The 13,996-nt window shown below is 75.3% G+C and carries 12 protein-coding genes; 3 read left to right on the top strand and 9 right to left on the bottom strand.

What is annotated here, in order from left to right:
- Positions 1 to 161: 161 nt before the first annotated feature.
- Together ACZ5GH_RS05725 and ACZ5GH_RS05720 are read right to left on the bottom strand one after the other, a co-directional pair.
- The gene (locus ACZ5GH_RS05725; protein ID WP_464333625.1) at positions 162 to 3,002 is read right to left on the bottom strand and encodes a helix-turn-helix transcriptional regulator; all 2,841 of its coding nucleotides are present in this window, start codon (positions 3,000 to 3,002) and stop codon (positions 162 to 164) included.
- Between the two features lie 103 nt (positions 3,003 to 3,105).
- The gene (locus tag ACZ5GH_RS05720) at positions 3,106 to 3,504 is read right to left on the bottom strand and encodes a nuclear transport factor 2 family protein (RefSeq protein ID WP_464333624.1); all 399 of its coding nucleotides are present in this window, start codon (positions 3,502 to 3,504) and stop codon (positions 3,106 to 3,108) included.
- 212 nt (positions 3,505 to 3,716) lie between these two features.
- Here ACZ5GH_RS05720 and ACZ5GH_RS05715 point away from each other — a divergent pair, with 212 nt between their 5' ends.
- Together ACZ5GH_RS05715 and ACZ5GH_RS05710 are read left to right on the top strand one after the other, a co-directional pair.
- Positions 3,717 to 4,607 carry a LysR family transcriptional regulator gene (locus tag ACZ5GH_RS05715; protein ID WP_464333623.1) on the top strand — a complete coding sequence of 297 codons (891 nt, stop codon included), beginning with the start codon at positions 3,717 to 3,719 and terminating at the stop codon, positions 4,605 to 4,607.
- A gap of 135 nt (positions 4,608 to 4,742) precedes the next feature.
- Positions 4,743 to 5,309 carry a hypothetical protein gene (locus ACZ5GH_RS05710; RefSeq protein WP_464333622.1) on the top strand — a complete coding sequence of 189 codons (567 nt, stop codon included), beginning with the start codon at positions 4,743 to 4,745 and terminating at the stop codon, positions 5,307 to 5,309.
- Between the two features lie 40 nt (positions 5,310 to 5,349).
- Here ACZ5GH_RS05710 and ACZ5GH_RS05705 read toward each other — a convergent pair whose 3' ends face one another.
- The gene (locus ACZ5GH_RS05705; RefSeq protein ID WP_464333621.1) at positions 5,350 to 6,273 is read right to left on the bottom strand and encodes a hypothetical protein; all 924 of its coding nucleotides are present in this window, start codon (positions 6,271 to 6,273) and stop codon (positions 5,350 to 5,352) included.
- Between the two features lie 192 nt (positions 6,274 to 6,465).
- Here ACZ5GH_RS05705 and ACZ5GH_RS05700 point away from each other — a divergent pair, with 192 nt between their 5' ends.
- Entirely contained in the window at positions 6,466 to 7,614 is a 1,149-nt protein-coding gene (locus ACZ5GH_RS05700; RefSeq protein ID WP_464333620.1) for an FAD-dependent oxidoreductase, read from the top strand.
- Positions 7,615 to 7,678: 64 nt separating this feature from the next.
- Here ACZ5GH_RS05700 and ACZ5GH_RS05695 read toward each other — a convergent pair whose 3' ends face one another.
- The 6 genes from ACZ5GH_RS05695 to ACZ5GH_RS05670 all read right to left on the bottom strand — a co-directional run bounded on the left by ACZ5GH_RS05695 (position 7,679) and on the right by ACZ5GH_RS05670 (position 13,995).
- The gene (locus ACZ5GH_RS05695; RefSeq protein ID WP_387751434.1) at positions 7,679 to 8,773 is read right to left on the bottom strand and encodes an LLM class flavin-dependent oxidoreductase; all 1,095 of its coding nucleotides are present in this window, start codon (positions 8,771 to 8,773) and stop codon (positions 7,679 to 7,681) included.
- Positions 8,774 to 8,806: 33 nt separating this feature from the next.
- Positions 8,807 to 9,832: an LLM class F420-dependent oxidoreductase gene (locus tag ACZ5GH_RS05690; protein WP_387751437.1), complete on the bottom strand. Its 1,026-nt coding sequence runs from the start codon at positions 9,830 to 9,832 to the stop codon at positions 8,807 to 8,809.
- Positions 9,833 to 9,878: 46 nt separating this feature from the next.
- A complete protein-coding gene (locus ACZ5GH_RS05685; protein WP_464333619.1) occupies positions 9,879 to 11,495 on the bottom strand; it encodes an ABC transporter substrate-binding protein in 1,617 nt (538 codons plus the stop codon).
- Positions 11,496 to 11,558: 63 nt separating this feature from the next.
- Positions 11,559 to 12,335 carry an ABC transporter ATP-binding protein gene (locus tag ACZ5GH_RS05680; protein WP_387751442.1) on the bottom strand — a complete coding sequence of 259 codons (777 nt, stop codon included), beginning with the start codon at positions 12,333 to 12,335 and terminating at the stop codon, positions 11,559 to 11,561.
- The gene (locus ACZ5GH_RS05675) at positions 12,332 to 13,114 is read right to left on the bottom strand and encodes an ABC transporter ATP-binding protein (protein ID WP_387751444.1); all 783 of its coding nucleotides are present in this window, start codon (positions 13,112 to 13,114) and stop codon (positions 12,332 to 12,334) included. The genes ACZ5GH_RS05680 and ACZ5GH_RS05675 overlap by 4 nt, the downstream gene beginning before the upstream one ends.
- The gene (locus ACZ5GH_RS05670; RefSeq protein WP_387751447.1) at positions 13,111 to 13,995 is read right to left on the bottom strand and encodes an ABC transporter permease; all 885 of its coding nucleotides are present in this window, start codon (positions 13,993 to 13,995) and stop codon (positions 13,111 to 13,113) included. The genes ACZ5GH_RS05675 and ACZ5GH_RS05670 overlap by 4 nt, the downstream gene beginning before the upstream one ends.
- Between the last annotated feature and the right edge of the window lies 1 nt (position 13,996).

The raw sequence follows: 13,996 nt of genomic DNA, 5'->3' as shown, positions 1-13,996 counted from the left end.
AACACGACAACCGTAGGAACCGCGCTCGCACCCGCGGATCCGTCGAATGACCGGGGCGCGTACCGGCGTTCACCCGCAAGGGGACCGACGGTCGACCTGGCCGACCGGGTCGACCGGGCCGACGGGCGAGGAGGTGACGGGGTGGCGGGACCGGGCGGAGGTCAGCCCAGGTCGAGCGCTCCCAGGGCGGCCCGCGATGTCACGCCGAGCTTCGGGTAGGCGTTGGACAGGTGGTAGCCGACCGTGCGCGGGCTCAGGAACAGGCGCGCGCCGATGTCCCGGTTGCTCAGGCCGGTTGCCGCGAGCCGGACCACCCGCAGCTCCTGAGCGGTCAGCCGGTCCACGGGAGCCGTGCCCGCCGCTGACGCGGCCGGGGCGACACCGGCGGCCCGCAACTCCGTGCGGGCCCGGTTCGCCCACGCGGCGGCCGACATCCGCTCGAACGACTCCAACGCCACGGTCAGCGCCTCCCGGGCGTCAGCCCGACGCTTCGCCCGGCGCAGCCATTCCCCGTACAGCAACCGGGTGCGCGCCTCCTCGAACGGGCGGCCGTCCCCGTCGTGGGCGGCGAGCGCCCGCTGGTAGAACTCCTCCGCGGCTGCGGCGTCGGCGGTGAGCAGGGCGCGGCAGCGCAGTTCCACCGCCCTCGCCCACGCGGTTCCGGTGGCCCCGGTCCAGCGCGCGAAACCCTCGGCGGCCGGCCCGGCCTCGGTGGGCCGCTCCGCGCGCACGGCGGCCTCCACCTGGTCGGGCAGGCTGTGCACGGAAACCATGAGGTGCCGGTGCGGGCCCCCCGTCAGGGCGGCGAAATGCTGCAGCGCCCGGTCGTAGCGTCCGAGTCCGAGGTCGAGCAGGCCGTGTGCCCTGGTCAGCCAGAACGGGGACGGTACGACCTCGGGGCACAGGCCCTGTCCCGGCCGTCCGGCGGAGCCGCGGCCGAGCAGGTCCCCGCCCACCGGGCCGTCGGTTCCCGCCGGCCCCTCCGCGGTGCCCGGCTCCGTCCCGTCGAGCGCGGCCAGCACCGCCAGGACGCCGCTGAGCATCGTGGCGAGATGGCGCTGACCGGTGTCGCAGGCGATCTCCAGACCCTCGACCGCCGTCGTGCGGGCGTCCCGGTGCCGTCCCAGGAACAGCCGCAGCCGCGCCAGCCGCAGCAGCACCCGCGGCAGTACCCCGACGGCACCCTCCACCCGGCACTCCCGCTCCAGGGCCACGGCCTCGTCGTGCACCGTGCGGTACTCGCCGAGCAGCATGTCCCAGCCGTGCAGCCGCACCTGCTCGGTCAGGCTGCGCTGGTGCCGGGTCCGCGCGACGTACCGGGCGAACTCCCGTACCGCCGTCGCCCCGTCCACCAGATCACCCGCCAGCATGTCGAGCACCCCGACCGCGCCCCGGTGCACGGGATGCCCACCGAAGTCGAGACCGGCCACCCGCGCGCGGGTGGCCCGGGCCGCCGCGACCGGGTCCGGCGCCTCCCAGGCCATCGCGGTGGACTCGAACAGCAGCGACGCCCCCATGGCGGGACGGTCCGCCGTCACCTCGGAAGCCGCCTCGACGAGCAGCAGCCGCGCCGACTCCGCACGGCCCTGCTCGTGTTCGAGCGCTGCCCGGACGCTGGCGAGCCGGGCGACCGCCGGTGGACTGCTCACCGGCCCCGCCTCGTCGGCGAGCATCCCCGCGAGTTCCACCTGTCCCGCCTCGGCCGCGGCGGCGGCCGCGGCGGTCAGCCGCAGCGACCGGGCCTCCTGGTCCCCTGACAGCCGTGCGGCCCGCCGATAGGCGGCGGCGACCGCCGCCCGGCCGCCCCGTGAGCGGAACAGCTCGGCGCTGCGCTCCAGTTCGGCGGCGACCTCGTCGTCGTAGCCGACGGTCGCCGCGGCCAGGTGCCAGGCCCGGCGGCCCATGTCGTCGGCGGCCGGGGCCGCTTCGGCGAGCGCCCGGTGCGCGGCCGTCCGTTCGGCCAGCACCGCACCTTGGTACGCGGCGGCGCGCGCCAGCGGATGCCGGAACACCAGTCGGCGTCCGGACACTCTCACCAGGTCCGCCGCCTCCGCCGGCCCGAGGTCCCCGGCGGCCGCGCCCACCCGTTGCCCTGCCGCCACCAGCAGCGCCACGTCGCCGGTGTCGTCGGCTGCGGCGATCGTCAGCAGGAGACGGGTCGGCGCGGGCAGTGCTCGAATCCGCTCGTCGAAGATCCGCCGCACCCGCCACGAGGCCGGCAGCACGGCGATCTCCCGTGCGTCCAGCGGTTCGCTCCCGTCCCGCTGGGCCGCCGTCAGGGCCCCCACGAGTTCCACCATGGCCAGCGGATTGCCCTGCGCGAGCCCGAGAATGCGGCTGCTCACGGCGGCATGCAGCTCGGGCGCCCGGTCCGCGAGCAGCGCCGCCCCCTCCTCGTCGGTCAACGGCCCCAGGTGCAGCACCGGCAGCCCCGGCGCGCCGTCGAAGGCCGCCGGATCGTCGTGCGCTGCGACCACCATGGCCACCCGCCCCCTGCCGAGCCGGCGGGCGGCGAACAGCAGGGCGTCCACGGTCTCCAGGTCCAGCCAGTGCGCGTCGTCCACCAGGACCACGACCGGACGTTCCTCGGCGAGTTCGTCGAGCAGGCCCAGCGTCGCGGCCCCGACCAGGAAGCGGTCCCCGGCGGGCACGTCGTCCGGTGTGATCGCCCCGCGCAGCGCCGTCAACTGCCGCTCCGGCAGGCGCCTGGCCAGGCCCAGGGTGCCCTGGAGGAGCACCTGAAGACCGGCGTACGGCAGCGAGGCCTCCGACTGGACACCCGTACACCGCAACAGCCGGGCTCCGGCTGCCGCCGCCGCGCAGGCGCACCGGTCGAGCAGCGCCGTCTTGCCCGACCCCGACTCACCGAGGAGCACCACGGCCCCGCCCCGGCTCTCCCGGGCTGCACTCAACAGCCCGGCGAGCTCTTCCTGTTCGTGCTGCCGGCCGCTGAGACCGGCGGGCCTCCGATCGGCGCTGCCTGCCCGGACCACGTCGGTCATCTGATGCTGTCCCCTCCTTCGGTCAGCGTGGCTGACGATGTCATCGGTTCAACCGTCGCGCGTCCGCACCGCCGGGCCGCTGCTGCGTACCAGGGTCCGTCTTCTAACTCCCGTCGTTCGCCCGGAGGGCGGGCGAGGCGTCGCCCGTGGTCTTGCTGTAGCCGAGGGACTCGACGATCAGGCCGTCCCGTACGAGCGTGAGGCTCACGCCGCGGACCGAGTCGACGGGTCCGTCGTGGAAGTGGCACCGCCAGCGGACCGTTGCCCGTTCACCGGTGACGACGACGGCCTCCGGCTCGAACTGGATCGTGCGGTCATCGGCGAGTGCCCGGCAGAACTCCAGGCACTCGGCGCGGCCCTCGTAGCGGGCTCCGTCAGGAGCCGGCTCCCTCGCCTCCATGACGCAGTCGTCGGCGATCAGGTCGGCGAGCAGGGAGGCGTCATGCTCGATGAAGGCGCGGTTGAAGCAGTGGATCACCTCGGCCGTGGTACGGAACGTCAATGCCGCAACTCCTCGGAAGTGGAACGATCGGTCTGCCGTGGCCCGGGTGCGTGCGCGCCTGGTGCGCGGGCTGCCGGTACGGGTGCCGCAGCGCCCACGGGCCACGCGCGGCGGGTCCGGCCGTCGTCGATCTTCCAGCCCCCCACCGCGCCCATCAACGTCGAAGATCAGTAGGATTCGATAACCGAGGCTTATGACGGGGGTCGGCACGGGTGGAAATACGCGACATCGAGATCTTTCTGACGTTGGCCGAGGAACTGCACTTCGGCAGGGCGGCCGCCCGGCTGCACCTCACGCAGGCCCGCGTCAGCCAGGTGATCGGACGCCAGGAGCGGCAGTTGGGCGGCTTGTTGTTCGACCGTTCCAACCGCCGCCAGATCCGCCTGACCCCGCTCGGCGAGCAGCTCCGCAGCGACCTGCGGCCGGTCTACGCGAACCTGCGCGACAGCCTCGAACGCGCCCGGATGGCGACCCGCGGCAAGACCGCACGCCTGCGCGTCGGCATGATGCCGTTCAACGTGCCCGACATGTACCCCTACTGGGAGACCTTCCGCTCCCGTCATCCCCAGTGGGAACTGCAGCTGCGCCGGGCGCCCTACCTCGACCCGTTCGCCAGGCTGCGCGAGGGCGACATGGACGTCTTCCTCACCTGGCTGCCGGTCGACGAGCCCGACCTCACCGTCGGCCCCGTCCTCTTCCGCGACCCCCGCGTCCTGGCCGTCGCCGCGGGCCACGAACTCGCCGAACGGCACTCCGTCCCGTTCGAGGCCCTGGCCGACTACGCCCATGCCATGCCGCCCGACATGCCCGACTACTGGGAGGACGCCTACCTGTCGTTCCACACGGCCCGGGGAAAGCCGATCGAACGCATCGAACAGGTCGCCAACGCCGACGAACTGATCCACCTCGTCAGCACCGGCGAGATCGTCCACCCCTTTCCCTCCCACGTCACCCGCTACTGGTCCATGTCCCACGTCCGCTTCGTCCCCGTCCCCGACATGGGGACGATTCCCTACGCCCTGGTGTGGCGCAGGGACGGAGAGAACGACCTCGTCCGGGCCCTCGCCCAGACCGTCCGCGACATCGGCGTCCTGCACTTCTGACGAAGCCCGCGCGGCGACCGCCGCCACCGGTACGGGCCGCCCCGCGCCCACGTCCCGGCACGCGGACCAACCGGCCCGGCAGGCGGGTGGAGGGTGCGTTCGGGTGAGGACGACCGTCGCGCTATCTTCGCGATCATGAACAGAGTACGAGCCACCAGGCTCATCGGGTCGAGCTTCGGGCTATTCTTCGTCCAGGCCAATGCCGGTGCCCTTCCGAACGCCGTCGGCATCCCCCTCCGGGTCCTCGCCGTCGTCGCGCTCCTACTCCTCGGGGTCTTCAACCGCCGGCCCGTCCCCGAGACCACCACCGCCTCCCCGCTGCGCTTCGGCCGGTCCTACTGGTTCGTCGCCGCAGCCGAGGTCGTCGGCATAGCCGTCGGCCTCGCCGTCATCAACAAGGTCCTCCACACGCCCGCCGCCACCGCCGGCTGGATCGCCTTCGTCGTCGGCGTCCACTTCTTCGGCCTCGCGACCGCGTGGAGCCGGCCCCCGCTCCGCGTCCTCGGCGGCTCGATGGCGGCCTGCGGTGCACTCGGCATGGCCCTCGCCTTCCTCGGCGCCCCCGCCCCCGCCGTCTCCACCGTCGCGGGCATCCTCCCCGGCGCACTCCTCTTCGGCTCGGTCTGGTGGTCGAGCCGCTCCGGGCACGACGACGACGCCGTCGCCGTCCGCGAGGACGACGTCGCCGGGCCGCACGCCTAGGTGGTTCCCGAGGGTCGGTCCGGGACGGGCCGATGGGGGCTCAACCGGCCTGTGGCGGCCGGCCGTCGTCACCCGCGCCGGTGTCGTGCGGGCCCTTGTCGAGCGACAGAGGCGGTTGCGGGGCCGCTCCGGCGGCCTGCGGGGTCTGCGGGGTCTGCGGGTCGCTCTGCTCGATGCGGCTCAGCAGCCGGGCGACGGAGTCGGTGCGTTCCCGTAGGAGGGCGACCCGGGAGGTGCCGGTCGGCTCGGCGGGTTCGTCGACGGGCAGCACCGGGATGCCCCGGCTGCGGGCGGTGGCGATCAGGCTCTCGCCGGCCCGGTCGGCCACGACGAGCGCCGCGGCGGCGAACGCGCCCGCGTCCAGGGTCTTCTCCCGGCCGAGCAGGCCGCGGTGGACGATGCGGGCCGGGACGGTCAGTTCGTCCAGGCGCTGGTCGTCCGAGGCGCGTTCGAGGGCGGCGAGGACGACGGTGGTCAGTGCCTCGCCGGCCCGGGTGACGACCCACTTGCGGCCGGGCACCGGCGGGAGGAACTCGCGGATCCGGTCCACCTCCTGCTCCAGCGCGGTGGTGGTCAGCACCTCGAAGGCGTTGCTGGTGCGGATCTCGACGACCTTCTCCCAGTCGACCTCCTCGCCGTCGAAGCCGACCTGGGACGGCCCCAGGTGGACGGCGCCGAGGCCGTCCAGGAGCCCGAGCAGCTTGTGCACCACGGCCGGGGTCAGGGGGTGGCGGCCGATCAGGGTGCCCACCGACAGCTTCCACGGCGCCGTGGCGGGCACCAGCGGCGGGGCGACGGAGGTGAGCGCCGTGTGCGCCCACCGGCCGCCCGCCGCCGCTCCCCGTCCGCCCCGCTGGACGGCCTGCCGACCCGCCTCGCCCAACCCGGCCGCCGCCCCCGCGGCCGCCCCGGCCGCCGCTCCGACCAGCCGCCCCAGACCGCCCACCAACTCGCCCCCGCGCACGTCCTGTTCCCCTCGTCGTACCGCTGTCCGTCGAAGGTGGCCATGCTACGGGCCGCGCTCCGCCTGGTCAGGCCGTCCCCATGACATCCGTCATGACCTTCCGGCCACAGAACTCACTGACACCGGGCCGGCCCCGTGCGACAGGCTCGACCCACGGAGAGCCCGCACGGCGGGACGGACAGGGGAGCGGACATGAAGGTACTGGTGGCCGGAGCCGGACTCGGCGGGCTCTGCCTCGCGCACGGGCTGCTGCGGGCGGGCGTGGACGTCCGGGTCCACGAGCGGGAGGACGGCCCGGACAGCCGCTACCAGGGCTTCCGGATCGCGCTGAACGCTCACGGCCTGGCCGCTCTGCACGCCTGCCTGCCGGAGCGGCTGCACGCCCTGCTGGCGGCCGTCTCCGGTCCGATGGCGGGCGAGCGGCTGGTGGTGGACCAGCGGCTGCGGGAGGTCCGTCGGCTCGGTGTCGCGGACGAGGGCACGGCCGTCGACCGCCACGTGCTGCGTCAACTGCTGCTGGCCGGGCTCGGCGACCGGGTCGAGTTCGGCAGGCCCGTGACCGGCTACACCGAGCGGGCGGACGGCACGGTCGAGGCGCACCTCGGCGACGGCGGCGGCGCGGTCGGCGACCTGCTCGTCGGCGCGGACGGCGTGGGCTCGGCGGTGCGCCGCCAACTGCTGCCCGGGGCCCGGGTGGTGACCCTCCCCGGCAGCGCCGTCCTCGGGCGCACCCCGCTCACCGAGCGGTTCGCCGCCCTCGTCCCCGGCTTCGGCACCGTCGTCCAGGGCGCCGGTGCCCGCGGCACCCGGGTGAGCATGCTGCTCGGCCGGATGGAGTTCCGCCGCCCGCCCCGGTTGGCGGCCGCCGAGCTGGCCCCCGACGTCCGGCTGCCTGACACCGGGAGCTACCTGCGCTGGGTGGTGATGCCGGCCGAGCCGCTCCCCGCCGGGCCGCGGAACTGGGAGGCGGTCAGGGCGGACCTGCTCGACCTGCTCGACGGCTGGCACCCGGACCTCGTCGACCTCGTCCACCGGGCCGACGTCGTCAACAGCGCGCCGCTGAGCGCCCGTTACGCCGAACCGGTGTCGCACTGGGCCGGCAGCCGGCGGGTCACCCTGCTCGGGGACGCGATCCACACCATGCCGCCGAGCGGCGGCCAGGGGGCCAACTCGGCCCTGCGCGACGCCGCCCTGCTGGCCCGTACGCTCACCGCCGTCCAGCGCGGGCGGGCCGAACTCCCGGACGCCGTCGGGCGGTACGAGCGGCGGATGCTGGAGTACGGCTTCGCCGCCGTCGCCGACAGCGTGCGGCGACTGCCGGACTTCACCCCGGCACGCTGACCGCCACCTGAATGACCGGACGGCCCGGGGACCGGGACGCACGGGGCCGCCGGGCTCGCCGGGGTCACCAGAGGCGGCGTTCGGCCGGGGTGCCGTGGCCGGTGCGGAGCCGGCGGACGAGGGTGCGGCGCAGGTCGCGGTCGTGGTCGGTCTCGACGGGGAGGTCGAGTTGGACGATGTCCACGCCCGCGGAGCGGAGCAGTCCGATGCGGGTGGCGACGGTGGCGGGGGAGCCGGTGTAGGCGGCGGTGAGGGAGCGGCGGACGTACGCGGCGACCTGCTCGTCGCCGTGCGCGGGGTCGGAGCGGCCGCGTTCGCGGTCGCGGTCGAGCTGGACGGCCTCCCGCCAGCGGCCGGCGCCGGCTCCGGAGGTGAGGCGCAGGGCGTCGCGGCGCAGCCGGCGGACGCGGTCGCGGGCCTGCTCGTCGGTGTCGGCGAGGACGACGGTGAGGTGCCGCCAGATCCGCAGGGACCGGCCGTGGGCGGCGGCCGCGGCGCGGGCCTGGGCGATCCGGCGGCGGGTGTCGGGCAGCGGCAGCGGGCTGACGGCGTAGACCTCGGCGTAGCGGGCGGCGAGGTCGAGGCCCTGCGGGGACGAGCCGCCGAAGGAGAGCAGCTCGCCGCCCGGTCTCGGGTGCAGGCCGGGGCGGGCGGCGGTCACGGTGTAGAACTCGCCCTCGTGGTCGATGTCCTGGTCGGCGCGCAGGTAGCGGGTGAACAGGTCGAGGTACTCCTCCGCCCGGCGGTAGCGCTCCGCCTTGTCGAGGCGGTCGCCGTCGCGGGCGGTGTCGAGGTCGCTGGAGCCGATGATGACGTGCGCCGCCGCCCGCCCGCCGGAGAGGCGGTCCAGGGTCGCCAGGGAGCGGGCGGCGACGGTGGGCGCGGTGGTGCCGATCCGGTGGGCGACGGCGACGCGCAGCCGGGTGGTGGCGGCCAGCGCCCAGGAGGCCACCAGCCAGGGGTCGGGCCACGAACTGGACTGCACCACGAGGGCGCTGTCCAGCCCGTCCTCCTCGTTCTCGCGCGCGGTGCGGGCGACGTACGCGGGGTCGGCGGTGCGGTCGCGGCCGTCGGGGGCCCAGCGCAGGGCCTGGCGCTCCTGCGGGGTGTCGCCGGGGACGGGGGCGGCGCGGACCCCGCCGCGGATCTCCAGGGGCACGGGCTCTCCTCGGATGGGAAGGGACGGGGCGGGTCAGCGGGCGGCCGGGCCGAGCCGGGCGAGGGTGTCGAGCAGCTTGGCCCGGCTGACGAACACCTCGGGCGGCAGCGACACGTACAGCTGGATGGTGGTGACGCCCGGCCGGTGGTAGGCGAGGATGCGCTCGCGGCACTCCTCGGGGGAGCCGCTGACGAAGAGTCCGTCGACGACCTCGTCGGGCAGGGCCTTCTGGGCGCCCTCCGGGTCCCCCTCGGCCCAGCGGCGGTGCGTCTCGGCGAGCAGCTCGCCGTGGCCCAGCCACTCGTGGAACTTCCGGTAGGGCTCGCGGTTGAGGATCCAGGCCAGGAAGGGCCGGGTGGCGCGGTGGGCGTAGTCGGTGTCCTCGGTGGGGCAGACGAAGACCTTGACCACCAGCTCCTTGCCGGGCGGCTGCGGACCGACGGTCTCCAGGATCTTCGGCACGTCGTGCGGGAACAGCAGGTTGGTGATGGCGCCGTCCCCCTCGGTGAAGCCGAGCCGGAGCATGTTGGGCCGCAGTGCGCCGAGGATCACCTTGACCGGTTCGGCCGGCGGGTGCGGCAGCCGGTAGCCGGTGATGTCGAAGGTGTCGAAGCCGCCGGTGACGTACTCGCCGCGCAGCGCCCGGGTGACGAAGCGCAGGACGTCCCGGGTGCGCTTGAAGGGCTCGTCGAAGGGGATGCCGTTGATGTCGGTGACGTGGGCGGGGACGGAGGCGCCGATGCCCAGCAGGACGCGGCCGGGGGCGAGTTGGGCGAGCGTCGCGGCGGTCTGGGCGAGCACGGCCGGGCCGCGGGTGTGCACCGGGACGATGCCGGTGGCGATCCGCAGCGACGGGGACCACGCGGCGGTGGCGGCCAGCGGGGTGAAGGCGTCGGTGCCGCCGCCCTCGGCGCTCCACACGTCGGTGTAGCCGAGCTCGGGCAGCCGCTCGACCAGGAAGCGGTGCCGGTCGATGGTCAGGCCCGGCAGCGGCAGGGTGATGCCCCACTTGGGCGGTTCGGCCTCGGGGTGGTGGTGCGGCGGGTGCGGGGTGGTCATCGGGCGGGTGTCCGTTCTGTGGGGCTCGGGAGAGGGGGAGCGGGCTTCAGCGGACCCACACCGTGGTGAGGTCGATGAACCAGGACCGCGGCTGCACCAGCCCGTGGACCTTCGGCGAAAGCGCCCGCGGATTGCGGTCGTTGACGACGAAGAGCCAGGGCGCGTCCTGGGTGACGAGGGCGAGTGCCTTGCGGTAGCCGGCCTGCCGGGCACTCTGGTCGGTGTCGGCGGCCGAGGCGGCGAGCAGTTCGTCGACCTGCGGGTTCGCGTAGTGGCCGGTCCAGAACGGGCTCCCGGAGCCGACGAACAGCGGCAGCAGCGCCTCGGACTGGAACAGCGTGGTGGACTGGGCGACGGCGTCGGAGCCGAGCGCCACCTGGCCCTTGGCCTCGGCGCCGATCAGGGTGGTCCAGTCGGTGGTGCGCAGTTCGGCCCTGATGCCGACGGCGGCGAGGTCGCGCTGGATCGCCTCGGCGATCGGTACCGGGAGCAGGTTGCCGCTGCCGCCGGTGGGCACGGTGACGGAGGTGGCGAAGCCGTTCGGGACGCCGGCCTCGGCGAGCAACTGCCGTGCTCTGGCCGGGTCGTAGGAGTAGGCGTCCCCGGCGGGGTCGTAGGCGGCGGTGGCGCGCGGCGCGGCCTGGTAGGCCGGGTCGGCGGTGCCGTGCAGCAGGGTGTCGGCGATCGCCCCGCGGTCGATGGCGTAGTTGGCGGCCCGGCGCACCAGCGGGTTGTTCCAGGGGGCCTTGGAGGTGTCCAGGATCCAGTACCAGAGGTGGTCGTAGCTGTTGGTGGCGACCGTGACGCCGTCGGCCCGGAGGCTGTCGAGGTCGTCGGGGTTCGGGTACTCGATCCAGTTCGCGCCGCCGGAGCGCAGGGCCGCGGTGCGGGCGGCGGCGTCCGGCAGCGCCTTGACCACGAGCCGGTCCAGCCTGGGGGCGCCGCGCCAGTAGCCCTTGTTGGCGGCGAGCTCGATCTGCTGGCCCTCGGTCTGCGAGACGAAGCTGAACGGGCCGGTGCCGACGGGGTGTTGGGCGAAGTTCGCCGAGCCGGTCCGGCGGACGGCGGTGGGGCTGGCGATCAGGACGTGCGCGAGGTCCTCCGGGAAGTGGCCGTTGGGCTGCTTGGTGACGAGTTCGACGTGGTCGGCGTCGGTCTTGCGGTAGGAGGCGATGTCGCCCGCGTACTCCGCGGCGGCGGCTCCGAGGGCGTCGGTGTACTCGGGGCTGCCCTTGTCGAGGTAGCGCGCCAGGTTGAAGACCACGGCGTCGGCGTCGAAGGGGGTGCCGTCCTGGAAGGTGACGCCCTTGCGGAGGGTGAACGTCCAGGTCCTGTGGTCGGCGGCGACCTGCCAGTCGGTGGCCAGGGCGCCGGTGACGACCGGCGGCCTGTCGGTGCCCTGGAGCAGCTCGTAGCGGGTGAGGCCCTCGTAGAGCTGGAAGGAGACCAGGCGCTTGCCCTCGAAGCCCGCGCCGCCGATCACGGTGTCGGGGTTGGGCAGCTTGCCGGTGGCGCCGATGACCAGCGTCCCGCCGCGGCCGTCGCCGCCGCCCGCCCCGGTGCCGGCGCCGTCGGTTCCGGCGCAGCCGGCGGCCGCGGTGAGCAGGGCGACGGCGGCCGGCAGGGCGACGGCTCTGGAGCGGGTACGGGCGGTGCGCGTCATGGCGGGTCCTCGTCGGTTCGGTGGTTCGTGGTTCGTGGTTCGTGGTTCGGCGTTCGGGGGGCGTCAGGTCGTGGGTCGGGCGGTGCCGGTGGCGGCTTCCAGCAGGGCGCGGGTGTACGGGTGCGCGGGGGAGTCCCAGAGGCGGTCGGCGGGGCCCTCCTCGACCACCCGGCCGTGCCGCAGCACCAGCACCCGGTGGGCGAGCCGGCGTACGACGGCGAGGTCGTGGGAGATGAACAGGTAGGCCAGGCCGGTGCGTTCGCGCAGCTCGGTGAGCAGGTCGAGCAGCCGGGCCTGCACGCCGCGGTCCAGGGCGGAGGTCGGTTCGTCGCAGACCAGCAGCTCAGGCCCGGTGGCCAGGGCCCGGGCGACGGCCACCCGCTGGAGCTGCCCGCCGGACAGCTCGCGCGGGTAGCGGGCGGCGAGCGCGGGCTCCAGGCCGACCCGGTCGAAGAGCCGGGCGACGGCGGCGGCGCGCTCGGCGCGCGGTGTGCCGTGCAGCCGCAGCGCGAAGGCGACCGCCTCCCCGGCCCGCAGAGCGGGGTTGAGCGAGCCGCGCGGGTGCTGCGGGACGTACTGCAGGCGGCCCCGCAGCGCGCGGTCGGCGCGGCCGCGCAGCCGGTACGGGTCCCGGCCGGCGAAACGGACGGTGCCGGAGTCGGCGGCGAGCAGGCCGAGGGCGAGCCGGGCCAGGGTGGACTTGCCGGAGCCGGACTCGCCGACCAGGCCGACGGTCTCGCCGGGCGCGACGGCGAGGCTGACGCCGTCCACGGCGGTCCGGTCGCCGTAGCGCTTGCCGACGGCGTCCAGGGTGAGCAGGGCGGGCGGGGCCGGGTTCATCGGCGTGCTCCCGGGTCGGCGGCCACCAGGGCGGCGGTGAAGGCGTGGTCGGGCTCGCCGAGCACCCGCTCGGCGGGCCCGAGTTCGACGACCCGGCCGGCCCGCATGACCGCCACCGTGCCGCCGGTCCGGCGGGCGACGGCGAGGTCGTGGGTGACCAGCAGCAGGGCGATGCCGCAGTCGGCGCGCAGGGTGGCGAACAGGTCCAGGATCCGGCCGCGGACCAGGGCGTCCAGCGCGGTGGTCGGCTCGTCGGCGATCAGCAGCTCCGGGCCGCAGCAGACCGCGAGGGCGATCGCGGCGCGCTGGCGCAGCCCGCCGGAGAGCTCGTGCGGGTACGCCCGGGCGACCCGCTCCGGGTCCGGGACGCCCGCGGTGGCGAGCAGCCCGGGCACGGCGGCGCGGGCGGCCCGGCGGCCGTCGGCGACCCCGTGCCGGCGCAGCACCTCGGCGAGCTGCGGGCCGATCCGGCGCAGCGGGTCGAGCGAGGCGCTCGGGTCCTGCGGCACGTAGCCGATCCGCCGGCCGCGGACGTTTGAGAGCGCGCGTTCGTCGAGCGCCCGCAGGTCGGTTCCGCCGAGCCGGACGCCCCCGGTGACGGCGGCGCCCCGGCCGGGCAGGCCGAGCACCGTCCGGGCGACGGTGGTCTTTCCGCTGCCGGACTCGCCGAGCAGTACCAGGGCGCCGCCGGGGCGCAGGGTGAGGGAGACCCCGTCGACGGCCCGGACGCCTCCGGGGTACTCGACGGTCAGGGCGTCGACCTCCAGCAACTCCTTCACCGGGTCACCTGCTTCGGGGCTCGTCGCGGTGCCGGCGGGGCGGCCCGCGGCAGGTGGGCGGCGGCGTCGCCGATGCGGGTGCGCAGCGCCTCGCCGAGGGTGTTGAACACGACCGAGACCGCGAGGATGACGAGGGCCGGCAGCACCGCCACCCAGGGGTGGGTGAGCAGCGCGGGCCGCAGCTCGTCCAGCATCGCGCCCCACTCGGCGGCGGGCGGGGCGACCCCGAGCCCGAGGAAGGACAGCCCGGCGGCGTACACGACGGCCAGCCCGACCAGCGAGGAGGCGTACACCAGCACCACCGGCGCCACCACGGGCGCGACCTGGCGGAGCACCAGCGCGCCCCAGCCGGCGCCGCTGACCCGGGCGGCCTCCAGGTACTCGGCGGACCGGATCCGCCGGGTCTCGGTGAATGCGACCCGGGCGACCGCGGGGGTGAGCACCACGGACAGCGCGAGCACGGTCGCGCCCAGGCCGGGGGTGAGCAGGGAGGCGACGGCGATCGCCAGCAGCACCCCGGGGAAGGCGTAGAGCACGTCCAGCGTGCGCAGCAGGGCCTGTTCGGTGAGCCGGCCGCCGAGGCCGGCCGCGATGCCGAGCAGCGTGCCGGCGAGGGTGGCGACGGTGACCGGTACCAGGGCGCCGGTGAGCGAGGCGCGTCCGGCCCAGACCAGCCGGCTCAGCAGGTCGCGGCCCTGTCCGTCGGTGCCGAGCGGGTGGCCGGGGCTGCCGGGGTCGAGCAGCCGGTCCGCGAGCCGGCCGGCGGCCGGGTCGTACGGGGCGACCAGCGGTGCGGCGAGGGCGAGCAGGACGAGCAGGACGGCGAGGGCGGCGGGGACGACCAGGCCGAGGTGGCGTGCGACGGGCGGGTGCGACGTCATG

Source organism: Kitasatospora sp. Xyl93, from assembly GCF_055383135.1.
This window is presented reverse-complemented; position numbering and strand designations above follow the sequence as displayed.